Origin of the sequence: Mycolicibacterium wolinskyi (assembly GCF_002101965.1) — a bacterium.
Taxonomy (GTDB): Bacteria; Actinomycetota; Actinomycetes; order Mycobacteriales; family Mycobacteriaceae; genus Mycobacterium; species Mycobacterium wolinskyi.
In genome coordinates this window covers 565,572-589,328 of record NZ_LQQA01000033.1, presented here as the reverse complement: position 1 = coordinate 589,328, position 23,757 = coordinate 565,572, and the positions used below count along the sequence as shown (strand labels likewise).

Annotated in this window: 22 protein-coding genes; 2 read left to right on the top strand and 20 right to left on the bottom strand. The window is 61.4% G+C overall.

The features are described 5' to 3' along the window. Window positions 1-111: 111 nt before the first annotated feature. The 12 genes from AWC31_RS32990 to AWC31_RS32935 form a co-directional block, all read right to left on the bottom strand. A complete protein-coding gene (locus tag AWC31_RS32990) occupies window positions 112-522 on the bottom strand; it encodes an SCP2 sterol-binding domain-containing protein (RefSeq protein WP_083080110.1) in 411 nt (136 codons plus the stop codon). Between the two features lie 94 nt (window positions 523-616). Then, entirely contained in the window at window positions 617-1,675 is a 1,059-nt protein-coding gene (locus tag AWC31_RS32985) for a BtrH N-terminal domain-containing protein (RefSeq protein WP_085149506.1), read from the bottom strand. Between the two features lie 46 nt (window positions 1,676-1,721). Beyond that, window positions 1,722-2,867 carry an acyl-CoA dehydrogenase family protein gene (locus tag AWC31_RS32980; protein ID WP_085149503.1) on the bottom strand — a complete coding sequence of 382 codons (1,146 nt, stop codon included), beginning with the start codon at window positions 2,865-2,867 and terminating at the stop codon, window positions 1,722-1,724. A gap of 38 nt (window positions 2,868-2,905) precedes the next feature. Beyond that, window positions 2,906-4,522 (bottom strand): fatty acid--CoA ligase, encoded by a 1,617-nt coding sequence (locus AWC31_RS32975; RefSeq protein ID WP_110775401.1) that lies wholly within the window; start codon window positions 4,520-4,522, stop codon window positions 2,906-2,908. A 26-nt stretch (window positions 4,523-4,548) separates the two neighbouring features. Then, a complete protein-coding gene (locus tag AWC31_RS32970) occupies window positions 4,549-5,202 on the bottom strand; it encodes a transglutaminase-like domain-containing protein (RefSeq protein ID WP_085149497.1) in 654 nt (217 codons plus the stop codon). After that, window positions 5,199-6,656, bottom strand: a complete 1,458-nt coding sequence (locus AWC31_RS32965) for a cytochrome P450 (RefSeq protein WP_085149494.1) — start codon at window positions 6,654-6,656, stop codon at window positions 5,199-5,201. The genes AWC31_RS32970 and AWC31_RS32965 overlap by 4 nt, the downstream gene beginning before the upstream one ends. A 101-nt stretch (window positions 6,657-6,757) precedes the next feature. Further along, complete coding sequence (locus AWC31_RS32960) at window positions 6,758-8,323, bottom strand: flavin-containing monooxygenase (protein ID WP_085149491.1); 1,566 nt, start codon at window positions 8,321-8,323, stop codon at window positions 6,758-6,760. A gap of 61 nt (window positions 8,324-8,384) precedes the next feature. Continuing rightward, a complete protein-coding gene (locus AWC31_RS32955; RefSeq protein ID WP_085149488.1) occupies window positions 8,385-9,350 on the bottom strand; it encodes an alpha/beta hydrolase in 966 nt (321 codons plus the stop codon). Beyond that, the gene (locus AWC31_RS32950; protein ID WP_085149484.1) at window positions 9,347-10,864 is read right to left on the bottom strand and encodes a flavin-containing monooxygenase; all 1,518 of its coding nucleotides are present in this window, start codon (window positions 10,862-10,864) and stop codon (window positions 9,347-9,349) included. The genes AWC31_RS32955 and AWC31_RS32950 overlap by 4 nt, the downstream gene beginning before the upstream one ends. 46 nt (window positions 10,865-10,910) lie before the next feature. Beyond that, window positions 10,911-12,401 (bottom strand): flavin-containing monooxygenase, encoded by a 1,491-nt coding sequence (locus tag AWC31_RS32945; RefSeq protein ID WP_085149481.1) that lies wholly within the window; start codon window positions 12,399-12,401, stop codon window positions 10,911-10,913. Continuing rightward, a complete protein-coding gene (locus tag AWC31_RS32940; protein WP_085149478.1) occupies window positions 12,398-13,321 on the bottom strand; it encodes a reductase in 924 nt (307 codons plus the stop codon). Before AWC31_RS32940 ends, AWC31_RS32945 begins: the two co-directional genes overlap by 4 nt. Before the next feature lie 13 nt (window positions 13,322-13,334). Further along, window positions 13,335-14,189 carry an SDR family NAD(P)-dependent oxidoreductase gene (locus AWC31_RS32935; RefSeq protein WP_085149475.1) on the bottom strand — a complete coding sequence of 285 codons (855 nt, stop codon included), beginning with the start codon at window positions 14,187-14,189 and terminating at the stop codon, window positions 13,335-13,337. 127 nt (window positions 14,190-14,316) lie between these two features. Between AWC31_RS32935 and AWC31_RS32930 the strand changes: the two genes are divergently transcribed. After that, the gene (locus AWC31_RS32930; protein ID WP_110775368.1) at window positions 14,317-14,949 is read left to right on the top strand and encodes a TetR/AcrR family transcriptional regulator; all 633 of its coding nucleotides are present in this window, start codon (window positions 14,317-14,319) and stop codon (window positions 14,947-14,949) included. A 184-nt stretch (window positions 14,950-15,133) separates the two neighbouring features. Here the strand turns inward: AWC31_RS32930 and AWC31_RS32925 are convergent, their stop codons facing one another. Next, window positions 15,134-16,003, bottom strand: coding sequence for a metal-dependent hydrolase (locus AWC31_RS32925; RefSeq protein ID WP_085149469.1), 870 nt, complete (start codon window positions 16,001-16,003; stop codon window positions 15,134-15,136). A 68-nt stretch (window positions 16,004-16,071) separates the two neighbouring features. On the opposite strand from AWC31_RS32925, the gene AWC31_RS32920 reads away from it, so the two are divergent. Continuing rightward, a complete protein-coding gene (locus AWC31_RS32920) occupies window positions 16,072-16,719 on the top strand; it encodes a TetR/AcrR family transcriptional regulator (protein WP_085149465.1) in 648 nt (215 codons plus the stop codon). Window positions 16,720-16,947: 228 nt separating this feature from the next. Here AWC31_RS32920 and AWC31_RS32915 read toward each other — a convergent pair whose 3' ends face one another. From AWC31_RS32915 to AWC31_RS32885, 7 genes are all read right to left on the bottom strand, one after another. Then, a complete protein-coding gene (locus AWC31_RS32915; RefSeq protein WP_234817075.1) occupies window positions 16,948-17,457 on the bottom strand; it encodes a type II toxin-antitoxin system Phd/YefM family antitoxin in 510 nt (169 codons plus the stop codon). Between the two features lie 334 nt (window positions 17,458-17,791). Then, the gene (locus AWC31_RS32910; RefSeq protein WP_110775400.1) at window positions 17,792-18,583 is read right to left on the bottom strand and encodes a mammalian cell entry protein; all 792 of its coding nucleotides are present in this window, start codon (window positions 18,581-18,583) and stop codon (window positions 17,792-17,794) included. A 296-nt stretch (window positions 18,584-18,879) separates the two neighbouring features. Next, entirely contained in the window at window positions 18,880-19,431 is a 552-nt protein-coding gene (locus AWC31_RS32905) for an Rv1363c family protein (RefSeq protein WP_085149462.1), read from the bottom strand. Continuing rightward, on the bottom strand, window positions 19,428-20,396 hold the full coding sequence (locus tag AWC31_RS32900) for an RDD family protein (RefSeq protein WP_085149459.1): 969 nt from the start codon (window positions 20,394-20,396) through the stop codon (window positions 19,428-19,430). The genes AWC31_RS32905 and AWC31_RS32900 overlap by 4 nt, the downstream gene beginning before the upstream one ends. Further along, window positions 20,393-21,058 carry an Rv1363c family protein gene (locus tag AWC31_RS32895; protein WP_085149456.1) on the bottom strand — a complete coding sequence of 222 codons (666 nt, stop codon included), beginning with the start codon at window positions 21,056-21,058 and terminating at the stop codon, window positions 20,393-20,395. The genes AWC31_RS32900 and AWC31_RS32895 overlap by 4 nt, the downstream gene beginning before the upstream one ends. Next, entirely contained in the window at window positions 21,028-22,581 is a 1,554-nt protein-coding gene (locus AWC31_RS32890) for an MCE family protein (protein WP_085149454.1), read from the bottom strand. The genes AWC31_RS32895 and AWC31_RS32890 overlap by 31 nt, the downstream gene beginning before the upstream one ends. A gap of 3 nt (window positions 22,582-22,584) precedes the next feature. Beyond that, window positions 22,585-23,733, bottom strand: coding sequence for a virulence factor Mce family protein (locus tag AWC31_RS32885; RefSeq protein ID WP_085149946.1), 1,149 nt, complete (start codon window positions 23,731-23,733; stop codon window positions 22,585-22,587). Window positions 23,734-23,757 lie beyond the last annotated feature (24 nt).

Here is a 23,757-nt window from a genome sequence, read left to right as displayed (position 1 = left end):
TAGTTATCCCGACTGCGCACGGTCACAAGAACTCGTCCTGTATGTCTCCCGACATGTCGCCGTAGGCCGCGGCGACCACTCGCCCGCACCCGGGCTCGTACCGGACTGGCATCACACATCGAGCAGGTCGTGACGCTTGTCGGCTTCGAGGATTGCCCGATATTCTGGAAAAAGGTTTTTCGCCTGCGGAATTAGCTTGATCAGTTTCGTGACAGGACCTTTCGCTCGTACCGTTCCTTTGGCCATCGCCATGGTCAAGTTCACCTTCCCCAACCAGAACCTGTTACCGGTATCCGCGGACATGAACAATTCGACATTCGGTGTAACGCCGCTGTCCGCGCCGGTCTCTATCACCCTCTTCGGCATATCCACGGTTACTACCGCATCTGGATCGGTGTAATGAATCCGCAACACCACCCCGGACCCGGCAAGTCTGTTCGCAAGGTCTTCGTTCTCCAACCCTCGTCGAAAGATTCCGGCGAGGTAGCGGTAAACCTCTTCCGCATCAGCGAAGACAGCCATCGTGAATCTCCATTCTGGTTGACGCAGTCCAAGCACTCAAGAAAAATTCCGTTGGGTCGCACCCAGTTTGATTTCCACCGCAGGTAACCTGCATTCATAGGAGTAGATTTCCTGCCTCCCTCAGCGCCTGCGCGAGTCGACGTTCGGCTTGCGGCAACTGCGCAGCGAGACAGGCCGCGCCACTCGCTCGCCGGCGCGGATGTGCACCGCGTTCGTAAGCCGTTCGCGCGACAGCGGTCCACAGCTTAGATGCGGTCTTCGCAGCCTCCGCTGCTCGGAACGCAGGTTCGAAACCCAACTCTTCAGCGACGCGCCGACATCCGCGTGCCTGCAGATCTCGGAAAAGACCGCCTCCGGTTCCGGCCTTTTCGATGAAGGCGCTCAGCGCAAACAAGGCACCGTCGAGGGTGTCGTCGTCAAAGATCTCCGGCCACCCCTTGAGGTCCTCCACAAACGTCGACACACCTGATAATCCACGCGCCTGAGATTCACAATCGGAGCCCTCGGTAATCGGCGCGCTCACAAACGAACCCTGCATCGCGTCCGCAGACCTACGGAAGGCCGACCGGGCAGCATTGCCGAGATCTGGTGCCGCGCTGGGCCACTCGACCACGTAGGTGGTGTGCCGCGTGGGGACGGGAAATCCCGTCGATGCGCGTGCCTTTCGCAAATTCTCATAAGGCACGGCTTGAGGTACATCGCGATCGTTATCGACTACGAACGCGAGTTCCTCGTCGTCGTCGTACCCGACGATCACGACATCGTGTCGGCTCATACTCAGACGCGTTCTCAGATAGGGCAATTCGGCGATGTCAGTCCACACCATGACCGGGGTACCGGCATCGATCTGTTCGGTCACCCATTTCCAACCGAGATCGGGGTCGTCTGTCGAGCGGCACTCGAAGCGCGCACCCAACCGGGTCAAGTATTCGTCTTCGAGGTCCGCGCTGCGTCCAACGAGGTAGATCGGTGGATTTAGGTGCGCCGAGCGAACATACGAGAAGTCGAGGGCCCCGCCGAGCGCAAACACGGTACCTTCGTCCGGGGTGTGTCCACCCCAACGGACCCCCGCCCATTCGGTCAAATCCCGAAGAGCGCCCGATCCGCAATGGCCGCCCATGTCGTGGCGATACGGCACCACTATCGATGCCATCAATCCTCCTCCAAGTGACTAACGTGCAGACGGCAACTTATCTGAGTCATAGGGAACGCGAGATGATTTCCTTCATCACCTCGTTCGTGCCGGCATAAATTTTTTGCACGCGCTGATCCACCCACAATCTGGAGATGGGGTACTCGGTCATGTAGCCATATCCGCCGTGAAGCTGCATACAGTCATCGAGCACCTTCATCGCTCGCTCCGTGGTCCACCACTTCGCCATGGCGACGGTCTGCACGTCGAGTTGACCCGCAAGGTGCAGGTCGATGCAGTAGTCGAGGAATACTCGCGCGATGCGCGTTTCAGTCGCAGCTTCCGCCAAGGTGAATTTGGTGTTCTGGAAGCCGAAGACGGGCCGACCAAACGCCTCCCGCTCACGCGTGTATTTGAGCGTCTGCTCCAGGGCGAGTTCCATCGATGCGACAGCTCCCACCGCGACGATGAGTCGCTCTTGTGGCAGCTGCGTCATCAGCTGAATGAAGCCCTGTCCCTCAGCCTGGCCCAGTAGATGCGAGCGCGGAACTCTCACGTCGTCGAAGAACAACTCGGAGGTGTCCTGGCCGCGTTGGCCGATCTTGTCGAGAACCTTGCCCCGCCGGAATCCGGGCCGGTCAGCCTCGACGGCGATCAAAGAGATGCCCGCAGCGCCCTGGCTCGGATCTGTCTTGGCAACAACGATGATGAGGTCGGCCTGTTGGCCGTTGGTGATGAAAGTCTTGGAGCCGGTGACTACGTACTCGTCACCGTCCAGGATGGCTTTTGTCTTGACGCTCTGCAGATCGGACCCAGTCCCCGGTTCCGTCATGGCTATCGCCCCGATCATTTCACCGGACGCCATCTTGGGAAGCCACTGCGCGCGCAGCTCTTCAGTCGCGTAATGCAGGATATAGTGGGCGACGATTCCGCTGTGCAGTCCCGCACCCCATGAGCTGTCACCGATGCGGGCCTGCTCTTCGAGCACGACCGCTTCGTGCGCGAAAGTTCCGCCCCCTCCGCCGTATTCCTCGGGTACGGACATGCAGAGCAATCCCAGCTCGCCCGCTCGGTTCCACAGTTCTCGGTCGACGTGGTGCTGGTCGGCAAAGCGTTGCGCATGCGGCGCCAATTCGGCCGAGAAGAACTTCGAAGCGAGATCACGAAGCTCGAGTAATTCTGCATTCATCCAGGGAGAGATTGGGGACGACATGATTACCTTCCGACTGTTGAAATTCCAGGGATTCGACGTTATTGCGTTTCGATTTTGATGAGGTATTCGCCGGCAGCGTGGCGCGCACGGATGGCCTTTTTGTCGTACTTTCCGACGCTCGTCCGCGGAATATCGGACACGAAGCTCCATCGCTCAGGAACCCACCATTTGGCGACTTTGCCCGAAAGGAACGATCGGAGTTGGTCAATGTCAACGTCGGTTCCTGGGTGGATGACGACAAGCGCCAACGGCCGTTCCTGCCACCTATCGTCCGCGACGCCGACCACCGCCGCTTCGTACACGGCAGGGTGCCCGATCAGCGCGTTCTCCAGCTCGACCGAGGAGATCCATTCGCCACCTGACTTGATGACGTCTTTCGAGCGGTCGGTCAGGGTCAGATAGCCCTCGGCGTCGATCCTGCCCACATCACCGGTACGCAACCATCCGTCGTCGAACTTCTCCGTATCGTTGTCTCCGAAATAAGAACCGGTGATCCAAGGGCCGCGCGCCTGAATTTCCCCAACTGACCGACCGTCCCACGGCACGGGTTTCCCGTCGTCGTCCCGCAACCGGATTTCGACACCGCAGATCGGCCGGCCCTGGGATGCGCGCATCTCCCATCGTCGCGTGTCGGCTCCGCGAGCCGGACGTGCAACGGTCGCCAGCGGAGAGGTTTCGGTCATCCCCCATGCCTGCACAATGGGCACGTTGTACTTCTCTTCGAACGCCCGCATCAAGGAAAGCGGAACAGCAGATCCCCCGCACGCCACCAGCCGTAGCGAAGAAATGTCCCGCCCAGGGTGCGAATCCAGATATCGGTCGACATCGTTCCAGATCGTCGGCACTGCACCGGCTACGGTCGGCCTGGTGTCTTCGATGATCGACACCAACGGCTCGGCCTGGAGAAACCGGTCGGGAAGCACCAAATCCGCGCCGGACATCAACGCGGCGTAGATAAGCCCCCAGGCATTGGCGTGAAACATCGGGACGATGGCCAGCACACGGTCGGCCTCGCTGACTGACAACGCGTTAGCTGTGCAGGCGGCCAGGGAGTGAAGGTACGTCGAACGGTGGCTGTAGACGACGCCCTTGGGATCTCCGGTGGTGCCGCTCGTGTAACACATGGCCGCGGCCGACAGCTCGTCGAGCTCAGGCCAGTCAAATGACTCTTCCTGACTGGCAAGCACTTCCTCGTAACGCAGAACCGTCTTCCCGCATCCCTGTAGCGGGGCAAGGTCGCCCTCTCCGGTAACGATGACGGTGTGCACCGACGCCATCGCTGGGAGCGCGCGCGCCAACAACGGGGCAACCGAAGCGTCGACGAGGACGATCTGATCGCACGCGTGGTTGGCGATGTACGCGAGTTGCTCCGGGGCCAAACGAATGTTGAGCGTGTGCAGGACCGCTCCCATGGACGGAATCGCACAGTAGGCCTCCAGATGCTCTTGGTTGCTCCACTGGAAGGTGGCCACGCGTTGGTCTGCCGTGATGCCAAGGCTGCGCAGCGCATTGGCAAGGCGAGCCACTCGCGCCAGCAGACTACGGTAGGGCGTTCTGCGATACCCATCTCCGGTCGGAGTGATGACCTCGCTGTCACCGTGTATGGCTGCCGCATGCTGCACAATCGCCGACACCGTGAGAGGAACATTTTGCATGGTGCTTTGCATGGTGAAGGGCCCTTTCAGGCGAAGAGGTCGGGACGGCTGTTCGGCTGGTCGATGAATGTTCCGTAGTGCGTTCTCAAAGCCTGCACGATGTCCGCTAGGGGTAGATCGTCGTAGGCTCCACGGTCACGGAGATATTCCATGTGCTGGGTGCCGTCCCCGGTGAACCCGTGCAGCAGCGCGTCGCTACGCCCGTCGAAGTCGATGGGCGAGACACCGAACCGTGCGCACAACTCCCGATTGAACGCCGGGGTCGCCTTGACCCATGCACCGTTGAGAAGCATGAGACTGTAACCGTGATAGACGAAAACGTCGGTACCACCCATACGCTCGCGCAATGTCTTGGTCTGGAAGTGGTTTCGGACATCGGCGAACCCCAGCCGCGCCGGGATTCCCGCCGCTCGGCACGCTGCAGTCAGGAGCACGGCCTTCGGGATGCAGTAGGCTCGTTCTGCGGTTGCGACGGTGCTGGCGCGATAGGCGTGCGGGTTGTCGGTCACCGTGTACGGGTCGTACCAAATGGAGTCACGGACCGCGGTGAAGATGGCCATCGCCTTCTCGGTGTCGCCGCAGGCACCACGGATGGCCGATGATGTGAAGTCACGCACCGAATCGTGTTGCCAGTCAAGGAACTCCGTGGGATCGAGGTAGCGCCTGTGGCCAAAGGTCATCGGCGCTTCATCTCCAACGGAAGTCCGTCCACCGGAATGGGCAGCGAGGTGTTGTCCCACCGGATGTGGTAGTTCTGCGGAACCGTCCAGGTGAACGAACGCAGCATCCTGTGCAGGATTGCTTTGACCTCGAGGGTCCCGAACTGCATGCCAATGCACTTGTGCGCTCCACCACCGAACGGTACCCAGGCGAATCGGTGGTGTTGGTCCTCACGCCGAGGCTCGCCAAAACGTGAGGGATCGAACCGGTCCGGATCACTCCAGATCTTCCGATCGAAGTGATTCACGGCGGGCGTTATGGCGCACAACGTGTTCGCGGGGATGTGATATCCGTCGATGGCGACATCTCGAACCGTCTTGCGCATCACCAGCGGAACAGGTGCAAGCAGTCTGAGCGCTTCCTTGAGCACAAGGTCGATAACCGTCATCTTCTCCAGGGCTTCGATGTCTGGCAACCCGTCACCGACGGCCTCGGCTTCCGCAGCCGCTGCCTCCTGCCACTCCGGATACTTGGCAAGGAAATAGGCAACCGCAGTGGTGGTGATCGTCGATGTGTCGTGGGCCGCCATCATCAGGAAGATCATGTGATTCACCACGTCCTCGTCGGAAAACCGCTCCCCGTCCTCGGTGGTGGCTTGACATAGAGCAGCGAACAGATCGTTCGTCTCGCCGGCTCGCGCGGCCGGCAGATGCCGGAAGAAGTAGTCCTCCAAGACGCGCCGGCCTCGCACACCAGCGCGGAATCTGGTTCCCGGAAGGGGAACACGCACAAGGGAACTCGCCGCCCGGACCGTGGCGACGAACGCCTTGTTGACAGCATCGCTCTCGTCCTTACCGCGGCCGCCCATGAAGACGTCAGTGGCTATGTCGAGGGTGAGTTCCTTCAGCAGTGGGTAGATGCGAACCGACGGACCCACCGGCCACGCGGGCACTGCCGTGCGAACGCGTGGGGTCACCTGTTCGACATATCCGGTCAGGCGGGGACGCGTAAACGCCTCTTGCATGATGCGCCGGTGCATCAGGTGCTCGTCGAAGCTCATGAGCATCAAACCGCGATGGAAGAAGGCGTCGATCAGGAAGGACCAGCCGTCCTGAGAGAATGCCTTGGATTCGCTCGTGAATGCCTCGCGAGTAGCGTCCGGGCCGGCGATGACCACCATCTTGGTGCCGAACGCGCCCATCCACGACACCGAACCCAGACGGTCGTAACGCTCCCGACTGAAATCCGAGCCGAATCGGATGTAGTCGAGTGTGTGACCCACCAAGGGCAGTCCCGCGTCCCCCCGGATAGCTTTCAACCCACTTCCCGCGGGTACTGGTGACAGTTCACGAACCGGCCAACCACGGCTCCATCGACGCCATCTGTCGTCGACGGCGTCAGGCGCGGGAACCATGATCACAGAGGACAACCGCTCCTTCGTGTGGCGCGCAGGCGCGAGAAGATGATTCGTCATGGTTGCTCCTCCTGGACACTTGGCCGCTCTGACAGGCGTTGCCACTAGTCTTTACAAGTGTTCGATTAATGTCAAGATCTGGACAATCTCGATCTAAGTGGTCAAGTTTGCGCCTCGGGGCCCTGAGCGCTGCGGCGACGCAACAGCTTCCATTCGGAACTGCCTTTTACCGCTAGGGGCCCAACCTTTCTCAAGACGTAATCGCTGCTTCGCGGATTACGGGTGAGGAGTCGGTAGATGAAGGTAGGGCCCGGCCAGTTCGTCGGGATTTCCCCACTCGAGGTCCGATACCAGCTCGCACAGAGCGCCCACACCGACCTCCCTAGTCGCCGTTTCAAGCGCGTGTTGTAACGCTGCGCAATCTCTGACTTCACATCGATCGCATGACCTGGATGGGCAGCCACGACCTTGATGAGCGTTGCGATGTGACGAACTTGTGACTCGATCATGTAGAGGATCGACCCCGAGCCCACATTCGTGTTAGGACCATAAAGCAGGAACAGGTTCGGGAACATGGGGACAGCGATGCCCAGATATGCGTACGCCTGGGCCTTCCACACCTCGGCCAAGGAGACTCCGTGGGAGCCGCGCACGGACATCGGGGCGAGGAAATCGGTGGCGCGAAACCCGGTTCCGTAGATCACGACATCTGTAGGACGAAATTCGCCGTCCTCGGTCGTGACACCCTTGTCGCAGAGTTTTGCAATCGCGTTCGGCACCAACGACACGCGATCACTCGCGACTGCTGGATAGTAGTCATTCGAGAACAGCACTCGCTTGCACCCTGGCGCGTCGGAAGGCGTTAATTGCTCGCGCAGAGAGCGGCTGGCGACCTGCCGATGTAGGTGGTGGCGCGCGATCACACCGAGGACCCGTGAGAGGGGCTTCGCGTCGACTAGCGTCACAGCGAGCAACTCGAAAATGAGCCATACCGCGAAACGCTCGAGGCGCAGCGCCATCGGCAATAATTCGCTCACCCTGTGGTGACGGCCTCGATATGTGCTGTCCCATTTCGGGAGAATCCACGGAGCCGTACGCTGGTACAGAGTGACATGCTCCGCCTCCCGGGCGATGTGTGGCACGAATTGGATGGCACTTGCTCCTGTGCCGATGACGGCGACTCGCTTGCCGCGAAGCGACACCGATCGGTCCCAACGTGCCGAATGAAAGCGCGGCCCCTGGAAGGAGTCTGCGTCGGCAATATCGGGTATGTAGGGCAAGGAGAGCTGACCCACAGCCGACACGACGACATCGCAGGTTATTGTCTCGTTCGAGTTCGTAGCCAGGGTCCAACGCCCGAACTGCTCATCGAAGCTCAGGTCGACAACTTCGGTCTCTGTGCGTAGATGTGCGTCCAGTCCGCCACTACTCTTCACGAGTCGTTGGAGGTACTCGAGTATCTCGGGTTGCTCGGCATATCGCCGTGACCAGCGGGCATTGGGCTGGTAGGAGAGCGAGTACAACGCAGACGGCACGTCACAGGCCGCTCCCGGGTAGGTGTTGTCACGCCAAACACCCCCGATGTCTGCATCCTTCTCCAGTATGACGAAGTTCGTGAAACCGTCCTTCATCAGCCGGTGAGCCATCGCAACCCCAGCAAAGCCGGCCCCGATGATCACGATCGACGGATCGTACGCGCGACGGGCTGTCGCGAAGTCGCTGCTCATGAGACAGAGAAGGCTGACTTGACGCTGCGGGACTGCAGGGGCATCGCCTGTTCGAACACTTTCACCTGACTCCCGAGGCTTCAAGGAAGCGTCCCGCTCGATGAATCGCGTCGCGGGCTTCGGGAAGGATCCGGAACATAGCCTGGAATACATGGATCTGTCCCCGATATATCTGGATCTCGACGTGGCATCCAGCCGATTGAAGTCGCTCGGCGAGACGCCGCGAGTCATCGATCAACATTTCCCTCCCGCCCACCTGAATGAGGATCGACGGCATCGCGGTCAGGTCCGCGTCAAGGACACTGAGGCGCGGATCGTCGCGATCTGCACCCCCTACGTAGAGGTCAAGAGCGCGCGCCGCTGATTGAGCGGAGGCAAAAGGATCCCGGCGGCGAAGTTCACGCGCCCTGGCGAGTTCGCACCTGAGATCCAGGACGGGAGACATCAGCAGCATCGCATCAGGGAGCGGCAATCCAGCCGCACGTGCGCCCAAGGCCGTGGCCATCGTGAGCTGACCGCCCGCCGAATCTCCGGCAACCGCGACGGTGCGCTGGCAAGAACCCGGGGACCCTCCGCTGGTAAGCCAGCGATACGCGTTCAGTGCATCGTCCGCGGCCGCGGGATAGGGATATCGTGGCGCAAGTCGGTACTTGACGGCGAAGATTGGGCGTCCGCTTGCAGAGGCGAGTTCGCCGAGAAGACCGCGGTGCGTATCCGGAGAGCACATTGAATATGCGCCACCGTGTATATAGAGCAATGGGTTGGCATGCGGATTAATGACAGGTGTGGTGATCCAGTCCCCACGAACCGGGCCTCCGGCGAATACCGTGTCAACCTTGCGCACTGTGACGCCGCGCCGGGGCCGCGATGCGACGAGCGCTGTTCGTAGCGCGCGATCCATCACCGCAAGTCCGTAGGCGTTTGATGGCATCAGCTGCGCCAGTGGCCGCAGCGTAGTTCGCGAGGACATCGCGACGAGATGACTGGCAAGACTGGGCTGCCAGTCAGGGGCATCCATTCTGGTCATTGGGGACACACCTCCCCGGGCCGATTCTCGAATCGGTAGTCCGAGAGGCGAAAGGTGCGGCTCCGCCAATAGGTCTCCAGAGTCGTTGATGGACGGAGTGGAACGTCACCGTGCTTGTCGAAGTAGTAGCTGTTGGCATTGGAACAGCTCGGCTGCCAGAAAACCTGCCTGTGACGCCGCCGTAGCACTTCGGCGAAATAACGGTCGTTCGCCTCCTTCTTGACCTCCACGCAGTTAGCACCCAGCGCCCGCGCGCGGCGGAGACACCGGACGATGTGCCGACTCTGCGCCTCGATGAGCGTGAAGTACGAGGAACCGTTGTAGCCGTACGGGCCGAAGATGTTGAAATGATTCGGGAATCCCGGGACGCTCACCCCTTCGAAGGCCTGCAGTCGGTGCTCGTCCCACCATGTAGCCTGCTCCAGCCCGCCGCGTCCTTTCAGCACGTAAGTGGGCATGTTGCCCGACTCCATCACTTTGAAGCCGGTGGCCAGGATCAAGACGTCAATGGGATGAGCTTTGCCGTCTCGAGTATGGACGGATGCATGGTCGATATGGGTTATGCCGCTCGTCTCGAGCGATACGTTGGACCGGTTGTACGTTGTGAGATAGGAATTGTGGAAGCTGGGTCGTTTACAGCCCAACGAGTAGCGCGGAATGAGTTGTTCTCTCGTCGTCGGGTCATGGACCTCACGCCGCATGTACCGCTTTGCGGCGCTCTCCATGACATCGGCGAACGGCATCACCGTATGAAAGTGAGCGGCGATTGGGAAAGTGATTTCCACGAACGCCTGGCTCGCGGCCCGGGTCGCCAATTGCGCCCCCGGCAGGAAACGTAGAAGCCTTCCACCCCACGTCGGTATGGGGAAGTCTGGCTTCGGCAGACAATAAATTGGAGTTCGCTGAAAGACCGTCAGACTCTCTGCTTTCTTTGCGACTTCGGGTATCAGTTGCACCGCCGACGCACCGGTACCGATTACTGCGACCCTCTTCCCGCTGAGATCTTTGGTATCGTCCCATCTCGCCGTGTGGAGTGTAACGCCGGCGAAATCTCGCACCCCCTTGATTTCAGGCCACTTTGGCCGACTGAGAACGCCGGAGCAATTTATCACGAAGCGTGCCGTGAACTCCTCACCATTGGCGCTGGTCAAACGCCACCGTGTTGCGTTCTCGTCGAAACAAGCCTCGGTAATGGTTGTGTTGAAACGAATATGGTCCCGGAGCCCATACTTTTCAACACACCGCTCGGCATAGGCTTTGAGCTCATTGCCGTGGGCGTACGTGCGCGACCAAGAGGGCCGCATTTCGTATGAGAATTGATAACTGTACGACGGTATGTCGACAGCGATACCCGGGTAGGTGTTCCAGTGCCACGTACCACCTACGCCATCGGCGTCATCAATCATCGAGAAGTCGGTAAATCCCGCCTTCATCAAGCTGATGCCAGACCCGATGCCGGAAAATCCAGCTCCTATGATGATTATCTCGTAATTACGGTCGGACTTGCGATCCATTGCTTTGTATGTCACCGTTCTGACGGTCAGCCGTGCAAATTAGAATTCAGAGTGATTGCGTCAGCTGGTGTGTATCGTCGCGCCGAGTTATCACGTAATCATGAGGATTCAAGCGGGAAAGTTCTCTCGTAAACTGGGTCGCGAAACCTGGGTACATCGTGCCGTTGTAGCCGTCTTCGGTCAAATACCAACTGCTGCACCCCGAATTCCAGGTCGTTCGTCGAAGGCGTCGCTGAATACTGGAGTGATAGCGGTCCTGGCGATCCTCTCTCACATCCAAAGTGCTGATGTCATTTTGCTGAAGGAGCTTGATCGCCTTGACGATGTAGTCGATTGCGGCCTCCATATATACGAGCGCCGAGTTGTGGCCTGGCCCGGAATTCGGTCCGAAAGTGAAGAACAAGTTCGGATAGCCGGCCACGCTCACGCTCTTGAACGCGAATGTCCCCTGAGACCATTCATCGCCGAGCTTCCGACCGCCGAGGCCGCTGATCGGGAACGGGGTGCCGCGTTTGCACACATCGAAGCCGGTGGCAAACACGATGCAGTCCACCTCGTGCTCGACACCGTCGGCGGTTCGGATCCCGTTGGGTGACAATGTGGCGATCGGCCAGCTGATCAGCTTGCAGTTATCCGCCTGTAACGCCGGGTAATAATCGCTGGTCATGAGCATACGTTTGCAGCCGGGTCTGAAATGGGGCGTCAACTGACGTCTCAACCAGGGGTCTTTCACCTGCCGACGCAGATGAGCCTTCGCCGCCAGCTGTATCGCCGATGTCGCGGCGGTATTCCAGACCATACCCACGGCCATCACTTCGTGGGTCCAGAACCAGGCGTCGCGGAGCGCTTGTTCGCTCATCGGCAGTCGTTTGAAGGTCGAACGCGCCCAGGCCGGATGCTTGAAGTTCACCCGCGGTAGCACCCAGCCGGGCGTTCTTTGGAAAACTTTGACCGACGCAGCCGACTTCACGAGCTCAGGAATGATCTGCACCGCGCTCGCGCCGGTTCCGATGACCGCAACCCTCTTATCGCTGAGGTCATAGCCGTGATCCCATCGAGCACTGTGAATTTTCTTTCCCTCGTACGAATCAATTCCTCGAACATCGGGAAAGCTGGCGTTGGCAAGTGGTCCACCGGCCATTACAACTGACCGGGCTTGATACCGCTTTCCCTCTGCTGTGTCGGCCACCCAGATGCCGGCATCCTCGTCGAATTCCAAGCAAGTCACGTCGGTATCGAACCGGATGAACCGGGCAAGGTCGTACTTGGCGACCATATCGTCGATGTACCCGAGGATCTCAGCGCTTCCCGAGTAGGTTTGAGTCCAGCCCGGATTCGGCTCGAACGAGTAGGAGTAGAGAAGCGAGGGAATATCGCAGGCCGCTCCGGGATAGGTGTTGTCTCGCCAGGTGCCTCCGACGCGGTCTGACCGTTCCAGAATGACGAAGTCATCCGTGCCCTCCTGAAGCAGTCTGATCGCCGTACCGATACCTGCGAACCCGGCGCCGACAATCAACGTCGTCGTGGTGCCTGTCATTTGGCAACCGGTTCGTAGGTCAGTTCGTCCGTCCACGATGGCGGCCGGCCGAAGATCTGAACAGGGAAAACATCGATCGCACTGCCAAGGCGCTGAGACACGAAGTGCAGAGGCTGGGACCGCTTGATGGAAGACGACATGTGCGCCTTCAAGATGTGATAGCCGGGCACCCTACGCGTGTGCTCACTGCGATCGCCGACATTGGCGTACCGCGTCACTGCGTTGTATAACTTCTCCTCGGACAGACCCATAGCGTTGAGATTCATCAACATGCGCGTCAACAGCGGGATATACAGCAACGCGCCGGTGAGAATACGCGGGTCGACCAGAGCGCCCGCAGTTTGAATGGCGTGGATTCGCATCGGGCTGGCGCCCAGGTCGTTCAAAACCTGGAAGCCAACCGCGAGATGCCTTGATTCGTCGCTGTTGACCTTATTGAACACCTCCCCGCACACGGGGTCGTCAACCTCATCGAGGAGAAACTTCAGCAGCGCTCCATCGAGCGCAGTCTCCAGTGCCGGGATCGCGGCCCCGATGACGGTCAGGGGAAGGGCTTCAGCATAACGGTCCAGCCATTCGATGACCAGCCGGATATTCTTGTTCGGGACCGGTTTCTCGCCTTCCTCGAGCATGCCCCAGCGGCGCATCAGGGCAAGTTCGGCATTGGCGTGACGCTGCTCCTCGGCGTGAAAGTACCGGTAAATGTCTCCGAGCGCTTCGAATGGCGCCTTTGGAGCCATTGCGGCGAAGGCACGTGCTCCAACATGCTCAATCCACACCACGTCGGACATGAATTGCTTGAGTGTGGGACGCTGTTCATCGGTGATCAGTTCCGCGCCAGGGGCGTTCCAATCGATATCGGCGAGAGCCCATTGCTTATTTTTGATCGTCTCGAGCATGTCGCTGTATGCGAAAGCCATTTCCCTTGCTCCTCTACTCGGCTGAATCGTTCCACGAGGCCATGCGCTCCACGAGGCCCAGCGTGCGTGTAAAGGGACCGGGTAGGGCTCTCTTGAGTTGCCACAAGAGTTTGGCATCGAGTTGGGGTACTACATAAATTTGTCCGCGATCGTGCGCGTTCAACGTCGTGCGAGCAACGTGCTGTGGCGAAATGCCGGTCCATTTCATCAGGTTGGTCGCGAGCCTTGCAGCCGCCTCGTCGATTTGAGGATTGTTGGCGATGTTCGTCTTCACGAAGGTGGGGCAAAGCACTGTGACCTTGACGTCAGTACCGCTCAGTTCGGCCGCCAATGTCTCCGACAGAGCGAGCACTCCGGCCTTGCTCACGTTGTAAGCCGCCATCCGAGGGGCCGAGCCAAAGCTCGCTGCGGACGCCACATTGATGACTCCGCCATGCCCATTGCTGCGGAGCCGAGGCACGAAAGTCTCGCAGCCGTAGATAACGCCCCAGAGGTTGACAGCAATCGCCGCCTTCCAGTCCTCGATCGACGTCGCACCGATACGGTTGCCGCCCGCGCCGATTCCGGCGTTGTTGATGACGAGGCTCGCAGCCTTCCCGAACCAGTCTTCGCTCACATCAGCCAGGTTGCGGATCTGCTCGAGATCGGTGACATCGCATGCGATGTCGAAACCCTCGCCGCCAGCCTGCCTCACCAACTCTGCCGACTCTTTTGCAGTGACGGGATCTCTGTCGGCGCACACCACGCGTCCGCCTCGGCGCGCAAGCTCCACGGCGAATGCGCGGCCGATACCGCTTCCTGCGCCCGTAACGACTGCATCGGCTCGGTGCGTTCTGCCCGGTGCGCCGCCGAACGGCAGCAATCTCATCTGTCTGCTTTTCGGGTCGCGACATTGACGTCTGCTATGGGGAAACTCTCAATTGGGGGCGCCAGCCACCATTGGTGTCGCATGCCACCAGTTTGTCGTGGACCGAGCGCTTTGTCAAGATGGAGAGGTGCGGTCGAGAAATAAGCGCTGGGGTGGTCGGACTGGGGCCGAGCGTCGTGCCGAGCGACGGCAGCAATTGATCGAGGCCGCAACCGAGATTTGGAGTGAGAGCGGTTGGGCCGCAGTCACTATGCGCGGAGTGTGCGCCCGCACAGGGCTCAACGATCGATACTTCTACGAGGACTTCAAGACGCGCGATGAGCTGCTCGTTGCCGCGTGGGATGGCGTCCGCAACGACATGCTCGGCGAGGTCGCTGCGCTCTTCACCGAGCGTGCGAATCGGCCGCCGATCGAAACCATTACCGCAGCGATCACCATCGTGGTCGATGGGATCGCACGCGATCCCGGCCGAGCACACATCCTCCTCGCTCAGCACGTCGGTAGCTCACCGCTGCAAGACCGCCGCGCCGTGGCACTACAGGAAGCAACGCAGTTAGTCGTTGAGGCAAGCCGACCACACCTCCGACAAGATGCCGACGAGATGGCCCTTCGCATGGACACTCTCATCGCAGTCGGGGGGTTCGTCGAAGTCATCACCGCCTGGCACTCGGGTCTGCTTGAGGTGACCGAGAAGGAAGTGGTCGCGCACACCAGCAGACTTGCTGAAACCTTGGCTCAACGCTATGTCGTCAGCGACTGATCGAGGCTCACAACAGGGGCAGCCAGCCCCGTGGCGATCGCTGCGAACCGCATTTTGCGGGTCCGACCGCCGTCTCGCCCGGCTACCGAGCACCGAATCCGTGAGTTGACCGGCGCGTCACACCCTGTTCGGAAGGAGCGACGCAGGAACGGCGCTCCTGCGTCGCCGAACTTCCGTACCTTCGCTATCCCGGCTGAGCGATAACGTTCTGTGAACCGTCTTGGTCGAACAGTTCTTTGCTCCAACGCTCCAGGACCGCGGCGCTGTCCCAATCATCAGGATGGAAACCCGGGCGGTTGTAGGAACGGAATCGCCGCAGCGCATCGGCGGTGAACATCGGGGTGCGGCTGAAGCGGTACAGACTGCGCACCAACGTGACCGGGTTATACGAGGCTCTATCAGCGGCCATGGACAGGGCAGTCTGCAGAATGAGTTCGCCGAACAGAATTACTGAAGCGATCCGCATGCCCCGTACACGGGCGCGCTCGGTTCCTCCCACGAGCCGATAGACGTCGAAGGCAACCGCTTTGTGCTCCGACTCCTCGAAGGCATGCCACAGCAGAATCGGCCGAACCTCTGACTGTCCGATGAGCTTCTGGGCGTCTTCGCTGGTAAGAATGATTTCTGCCAGCGTAGCGGTGTAGTGCTCCAACGCCGAAGTCATGGACAGCCGCATTTCCGGCGAAAAGCGCCGTTCCAATCGCTTGATCAGGCGTGCGATATGACGGTCGATTCGCGCGGTCGGATACCCCATGACCTGGAGTCGCTCGTTGAGGAGACGATGCTGGTGTCGATGTGTGGCCTCTTGTCCGATGAAACCCTTAACCGCTGTATCTAATTGGGGATCGTCGATGGAGCTCTGGAAGTTCCTGACCGAGCGAATGAAGAAATCCTCGCCTTCCGGGAACGTCGCAGAAAGCACCGAGATGAAATGGCTCATCACCAGGTCGCCATCCACGAAGTGCTGCCGCTTCGTGGAGGTCGGCATCGGAAAACGAACACGCCTGGGCTTTGGCAGCACGCGGGTCCTGGTCCGGGCTTGATCTTCCGACATGTGAGGTCCTTCCTCGAAGTTGCATCTGACTTTATGCCTTGTCAGATAAGACTGCCAGACTGTAGGACATGAGTCCAGCACGTGTTTATGGCGGGCTGTCCGCAGCTCAACGCGATGCGCAGCGCCGTGTGATGTTGATTGATGCCGCAATCTCAATTGTGGGCACCCACGGAGCTGCGGCGTGCACCGTGACCTCCGTGTGTGCGAAGTCAGGCGTGACGAGCCGGTACTTCTACCAGCAGTTTCGCGACCGAGACGCGCTCTTGCGCGCGGTATTCGCCAAGATCTCCGCCACCTTCCAGGCGGTGATAACCAGCGCCATTCCGGACGACACGGTTGCTCCTCAAGAACTCGCCTATGCTCCGATCAAGGCCCTGGTTCAGGTGATCGAGAACGATCCCAGCATGGCCCGCATACTGTTTGTCGAATCGGGCGCAGAACCCCTCCTTCGGCAACTGCGAAGCGAACTGATGACCGATTTTGCGGAGCTGGTCCTCAGAGAGGCCCGTTTGCACCTCGAAATACCCAGCGATGTGCTCCAAGTCGCAGATCTCGCCGCTACCTACGGTGTCGGGGGCCTGTTCGAGATACTCCGTCGCTGGATAGACGGACAACTGAACCACTCGACTGAAATGCTTATCGAGCACGGTGCGGGTTTTCTCGGCAGTCTCGGCCTATATACTCTCGGACAGGCGCCTGATCAGGGCCGTCCGTGACTGGCCAAAGCTCAGGAGACCCGATAGACCCTGGCCGGCCCGGCGTCATACATTACTCGGTTGACTGAAGGGCATGGCGCGACACGACAATCACTGCGGGTGTTCACCCGAGGTCGCGTACCCTAGACTCCACGCGCGCCGGACGAAGAACTCGATACGACCTCGCTAACCGAGGTCTCCACCCGGCCAGGGGTGCTTACGATAGGCTCTCCAGGGTGGGACGTGCAACTACGACGGCTCGAAGGGGTCGTCCGTTGCGGTAATGATTCGAGCTACCAACCTGCCGCGACGGGAAACCTCAACCGTTTCACCTGCCGCAACCCGTTTAAAGTAATACCCTCCGTGGGTTCGCAGTTCGGTGAGACCGATCCGGCCGCCAGCGTCGCGTGACTCGCATTTCGTCGGACCACAACTGGCCTCAGCAGAGGCCGTCACTGACACGATCCTGGCCACCGACCGGCCGCGCCATACGATCGTGACCAACTGACCTGCCGCAACGCGATCGAAGCAGCGACCTGCGCGAGTACGCAGATCATCGAGCGAAACTGGTCGCACAGAAGCCCAATCTACCCCGACCGGTCTGTCGTCGGGCTGTCCATCTGGAACCGCTGAAACTGGCTCGATCCGAGCCACCAACTGACCACGACGAACTACCTCAAGCGCCTCCCCGGACGTTACCCGCTCAATGAAACCGCACGTGTCGCTGCGGAGTTGACCAAGACCTATGGGTTCGCCCATAGCGATATAGTGCACAAATTTGAGCGGCCAGTCAAAGCCCTCAAGCGTTGAATAGTGTCAAGTTCCCGCTGAAAGACGGGCTGTTTCACACAGGTCACTCGGTCCTGAAACGTGTGTCAGTCGAGTATTCGACGTAGCTACATGTGCTATGACAACTTTCGGCCTGCGGTCGCGGCGCGAAGGTGAGAGGGTGGATCGCATGCCGCCCCACCCATCCGCAGCGGCGCCATGAACAGATAAGATCATCCCGGTTTACCCACCACCCGCGCGGCGAGTTTCGGAAAACCGGCGGATCTGAACTTGGTCTACAGCCCTGTTCACTTGGCGAGCGTTCTCATTGCTGCGGTGTGAGGTCCAGCTTGGTCGTGGCGTTCATGCCCGTGATCAACCAGTCGGCGTTGTGACGCTCCATCGTAAGGCGATACGACAGATAACGAAGCGAAGGAATGTTCTTGCTAACCGGACTCGTAGACACCGAGTTTGTGTACACCAGTGCCGTCGCCTCAGACGGACCTATTGATTCGACGGCGGTGCCCATCACCTGCGTGGTGTTGGTGACCTGCGCCTGCCTGTTCGGTTCAACGATCGCGTCGATGAAGCGGCGGTATTCCCTGGCGAACTCACCGGCGAGGTACTGCGACGAGCGGTCCGGCAGCGACGCTATGTCGTCCGGGGTGTATGTCCACAGCGTTGTGATCGCGTCCGCGGCAGTCCGCGCAACGTCCAGCTTGGTGACCACCGCGGCACGGTCCGACAAATATGGCTGCAGCGTGGCCCCGGCGAACGCACCGGCGGCGACGAACAACGTCGATGCGACCGACGCAGTGATCAGCAGGTACTTGCCCGCGTACCGGTCCGAGACGAGCACGACCGGCTCGGGTTCGACATCCGGTTCGGCTTCACCGTTACGTTGCGCCGAGTCGTCCTGATGCGCTCGGTCGTCCTGATGCGCTCGGTCGTCCAGTTGCGCCGAGCCGTCAGGTTGAAGTTCCGGAACCCCGGGCGCCTTGGCCAGCCCGGTGAGTCGTTCGTCCTCCGCCCGCGGCCGGGCGGCGGCAACGTCCAGATCCTTCGTTGTTCGGCGCGTCTTCCCGGTCGGGACGCGGCGCTCTGGCGGAGCCTCCACCGGATCCTCCGCGACGCTGTCATCGGTAGCGCCCGCTTCAGACACACCGGGCTTCAACCGGCGCCATGGCCGCCGCCAGTGACGCCGAGACGCCAGTGCACCGATTGCGTCCGGCTCCTCGCTCTCCTGACCCACCAGTTCGGCTGTGACCTCGCCGGTCGCCCCTTTAGCAGGCACTTCTTCGGCCTTGGCCCCCGGCTCGGTGACCGGATCTTCAACGCGCTTCCGCGTCAACGCAAGCCGGCCGCGACGGCCTGCTGCCTGCTGCGCGGTCGAGCCGACAGAGGTCTCCGTGGTCAGATCACCTGAATCAGCTGGCTGATCTTCCACTGCTGTCCTTCCTGAATCGCCGTTGCCACCCAACGGTTTCCGCTCTCGATCGTCGACTTGCCATCAGGGGTCTTGGCGGTCGTCTTCGTCGCGACTAGGACGTCGGCGCTGCCGTTGTCGTTCCAGCGCTGCACGCCTGCCTCGACCACGGTGCCCTGAGTGGGTTCCGCCCGCGCGACCTGAATGACGATCTCGTTCATCTTCTCGCGGAACATCTTCGCGAAGTCGCCGGTCCCCTGCGCCAGCACCCGGTCGGCGTACGCGTTCGCGTTGAACGGATCCAACGTGGTGTAGGCGGTCATGAATCCGTGCACATAGTTCAACGCGGCGGCGGCGCGGAGTTCGGCGCGGCGGTCGGTTTCGTGGGACACCAGCATCAGAGCGCTGGCCGTGATGGTGGCAGGGAGCAGGAGACCGGACACGGACGAGACGATCGCTAGTCCCCACCGACGCGGCGGTGTGGGCTCGAAGGTGAAGTAGTCGCGTTCGTCGGCGTAGGTCCTGCGGCGCGGGCTCACGGGCCGGCCGCCTTCATCAGGGGCGCCTTTAGCACCGTCAGGTTGTTGACCCTCCAGTTGTCGCCGACCTTGTCAAAGTCCACGCGGACGGTCGCGGTGATGAACTTGAGTTCCTCGACCTTGGTGCCGCGCTGGCCCTGCATCGCGAGCAGCATTGCCGCCTTGTCCTTCGACACATACAGAACGGCGCTGCTGACCGCCCAGTACTCGTTGGTGGACGCGCCGGACTTGCGGACGGCCTCCTGTTGGGCCACTAGCTGGGGCCGGTAGTTGTCGGTCGCCAGCGACTGCGCTCTGGTGAAGTCGTCGTTGAGCGTGTCGACGCCGTAGCTGAGCATCTGCTCGACAGTCCGCGGGCCCTCTTCGGTGACCTGAGCGCGCGCCTCGTCGACCACCTGCTCGTGGCGGTAGATCAATAGATAGCTCAGCCCGACCGACAGCGCGCTCACCACAACCGCCGCCACCAACACCTTCGCGGTGAATCGGCGCATGTCCCGGTCGGGCCGCGTGGCGAGACGCACCTCGGTGCGCAGCACCAGATCAGCGAAGGTGCGCCGCCGGCGGTCCCACAGAGGCCAAAGCCACCCGACGAACAGGGCGGCGGTGTCCAGCAGGTGCGCGAGGTCACGCAGGAGCAGTCGCCCGAATCCGGGTGGTCGCCCGTCGCGGCGCACGATCCGGATGCCGACGAGTGCCCGCCCCAAAGTCCAGTCGTGCATAGACGGCAACAACCAGCGGTTGCCCGCCAGCACGACGACCACCAGTCCGGTGACCACGACGAACGTCCACCACACCCACCCGAGTTCGGGTCCGGCCAGCAGCCACGGCGCGGTCGTGGCAAGCACCGCCACCCCGGGGAGCACGTCGACCGCGAACGCGACCGCGCGGGTGTGCCACGCCGCGACGGGTTCGGCGGGGTTGTCGAGGACGGGGGTGTCCGGAGTCAAGTCAAGCATCGCGGTCACGAGGTGACCTGGTCGAGTTTGGCGACCTTGTAGGTACCGTCGGCTGGCGCCATCTTAACCCGCAACCGGTAGCCCTGCTCCTGGTCGACGGCCTCGGAGTTGGTGACCTTCACCCGCACCGCGACCAGGACGTCGATCGAGCCGTCGTCGTTGTGGCGCTCGACGGCGGCCCGCATCTCGGAGACCTTCACCTGGACGTTGGCAGAGCGATAGGCGTCGACTAGCATGCCGCTGTAGAGCGCCGCCTGGGCACCGAAGTCACCGGTCGAACACTCGATGATCTTCGCCTGCCCCGTCGTCATCGCCGACGTGTCCGGCGCCTGGGTGGCGGTGACGCACTCCTTGGCCGCTTGCAGCGCCCTGGCCTCCTCGACCTCGGTCGCGGCGCTCTCGGAATGGGCTCGCAATGCCAGGTAGCTGCCCACCGTGGCGCCCGCGGTCAGCAGCAAAAGGACGGTGCAAATCGTGAGCCAGCAGCCTCGGCCGAGCCGTGATGGGCGGGCTCCGACGGCCGTCGTGGCGGACTCCTCGACAGAGTCCGGCCCCGGCGTGGTCTCGTCGTGGAATTCGGTTGTGTCGTCCGGGGATACTGCTACCGGTTTGTCCGGCGTGTCCTCAGCATCGGTGGGGTTCAGCTGGCTGGTGCCAGCATCTCCTTCCATTCGTCGTCTCCTGGGTTGCTCGAGTTGCTGACGTTGTACTTGACGCCGTCAGGTCCGACCACCTCGCCGCTGCCTGGGCTGTACACCGCAGTGCCGGGTGGCCCCGATGCCGGAGTGTAGATGCATGGGTTGGGTTGTTGTCCACTGCACTGGACGCGGCCCTGCCCGGGCGGGCTCAGCGGATCGCTGATCGGCGAGGGCGGCTGTGGCAGCTGGTCGGCCGGCAACGGGTTCATACCATTGTTGACCGACGGCGCCGGAATGACCCGGCCGGGATCGACGCCCTGGTCACACCGGGCGCCGGGCGCAGGGCAGGACAGGATCTGGTTCGGGTCGCCGTACCACGGGTTGGTGCCTAGCGGAACGTACGGCTCATCGCTACGGCACTCGCGCGGACTGGCCGCACGCTTACCCGGCGCGTCGACGCAAGTGAGGTTGCGCGCACCGCGAACCACGTTGCCTTGGAAGTCCTGAGGGATCTTGCAGTAAAGGTTCGACGGCACCGGCGCCGCGCTGGTGTCGGCAAACGCCCGCCATTCCGACGCGGGTAGGAAGCCGGTGAGGCACGGCGGCGGCTGGTTGAGCGTCAGATTGAAATCGATTCTGGCGTTGTCGAACGGTGCCACTACGGCTTGAGCGACCGAGGCCCCCTGAGGGAGGATGACAAGGGTCTGTTCGAGGCCTTTGTGGTAGCGCTTGAGCATGTCGGCGACCACCGTCACGTTGGCCAGCGTCTGGGGCAGCGTGTCGCGCACGTCGCTGAACACCGTGTTGAGTTGGTCGGCGGTGGGCGCGGCCTGCTGCAGACCGCTGCGCAGCGCGCCGTCCTGCTCGGCCGACTGCGCGGCGAGGATATTCAGATTGCGCGACCACTGCGCGACGTTGTCGCCCGAGGTCACCTGGCTCTCCAGGATCGGCGCGGAGTTCGCAATGATGTCGTTGACAGGGTCGATGTTGTCCTTGAAGTCCTGCGCGATGTTGGTGGTCGAATCGACAAGTCGCTGTAACGCCGGCCCGAGGCCGCCGACCGCCTCGGAGGTCTCGGTCAGCAGCGTGTCGATCTTCTCTTTGGGCAGGACCGCGAGACCGTTGTTTGCGGCGTCGAGCGCCGGGCCGACCTCGGTGGGCACCGTGCTCTTTGTGATGGTCTGGCCGTCACGGAAGTATTGCTTTGGATTGCCCGTCGACACCAGGTCGAGATACTGCTCACCGATCGCGGAGACCGAGTGAACGTTGGCGCTGGCATCGACGGGAATCTTGTAGCGGCTGTCAATGCTGATCGTGGCCGTGGCGCCGGTCTCTGTCGGTTCGACGGCGGTCACCTTGCCGATTGTGGTGCCGCGGTAGGTGACGTTGGCCGTCGTGTACAACCCGGCCGAGCGGGGCAGCTCGGCGTTGAGGGTGTACTGCCCGATGCCCACCAGACTGGGCAGCCGCAGGAAGTACCAGCCAAGCGCGACGAGCGCGATCAGCGTCAGGATCGTGAAGATGATCAGCTGGATTTTGATGAAGCGAGTCAGCACCGTTCACTCACCCCTTTCGACCAGCGGCCCGTTCGGTGCATCGTGTGGGTTCGGGGTGAACCGCACATCTGGGATCATCGTCGCGGGATCGCGGCCCCAAGCCTGCTCCAGCGCCCGCAGCGAACCAGACAGTCCGGTACCGGTAAGAATTGCGTTGTCAACCATACTCAACGTCAAATCGATTGTTGCCGACACGTTGATGTAGTCGCCTCTGATCAGATTGGGGACGGTGTCGATATTGAACGGGACTGTCAACATAAGTTTTAGTGCACCGGTCAGGTATGGCGACGCCTTCGCGAGCTGCTTGAGCGGCCGCTGGAGGTTGTTCAGGTTGGCCTGCAGGTCCGCATCGGCGGCCGAAAGCGTTTCGTCCGCCGAGGTGCTGATGCGCCCCAGGGCCACCACCGCGTCGGCGAATAAATCCCGAGTCTCGGCGAAATGCTCGATCAGGGGCGGAAATTCGGTAAGCACCCGGTCGAGCGTGTCGTTGCGATCCACCACGATGTTGAGCAGCCGATTAGTCGAATCGATGGCGCGCGTCAGGTCCTGGCGCTGCTGGTTGAGCTCGTCGGTGAAGACGTCGAGCCGACCGAGGAAGTCGCGGATTTGCTCGGCCCGTCCCGTCAGCAGGTTGTTGACCTCAGTCTGAATCACCTCGAGGTTCGGGATGCCGCCGCCGGTGAGGATGGTGGCGATGCTCGCCAGCACTCGCTCGGTGGTCGGGAACGCCGAGGCGTTCTTCAGTGGGATCGTATCGCCGTCGCGCAGCTGCTGCGGTGACGGGTCCGGTGGAGCCTCCAGTTCGACGTGCTGGGAGCCCAGCAGGCTCGTCTGCCCGATGCGGGCCAGGGCGTTCGACGGCAGATCGATGCCGGGCTGGATCCCCAGCGTGAGCGTCGCGACCCAGTTCTTCAGCTCGATCGCCCGCACGGTGCCGACAAACACATCGGCTACCCGGACCCGGCTGTTGACGTTGAGCGCCAACGTGTCCGGGATCTGCACGTAGATGGTCATCGCGTCGCCACCGGTGCCCGGACCGCCGGGCAGCGGGACGTTCGCGATGCCCTTCCAGCTGCCGCAGGACGTGAGCACGACCGCGCTTACGGCCAGCGCGGACGCGCGGCGTGCGATCTTGGAGAATCTGCGACTCATCCCTACCTGCTGTTCTTTGCGCAT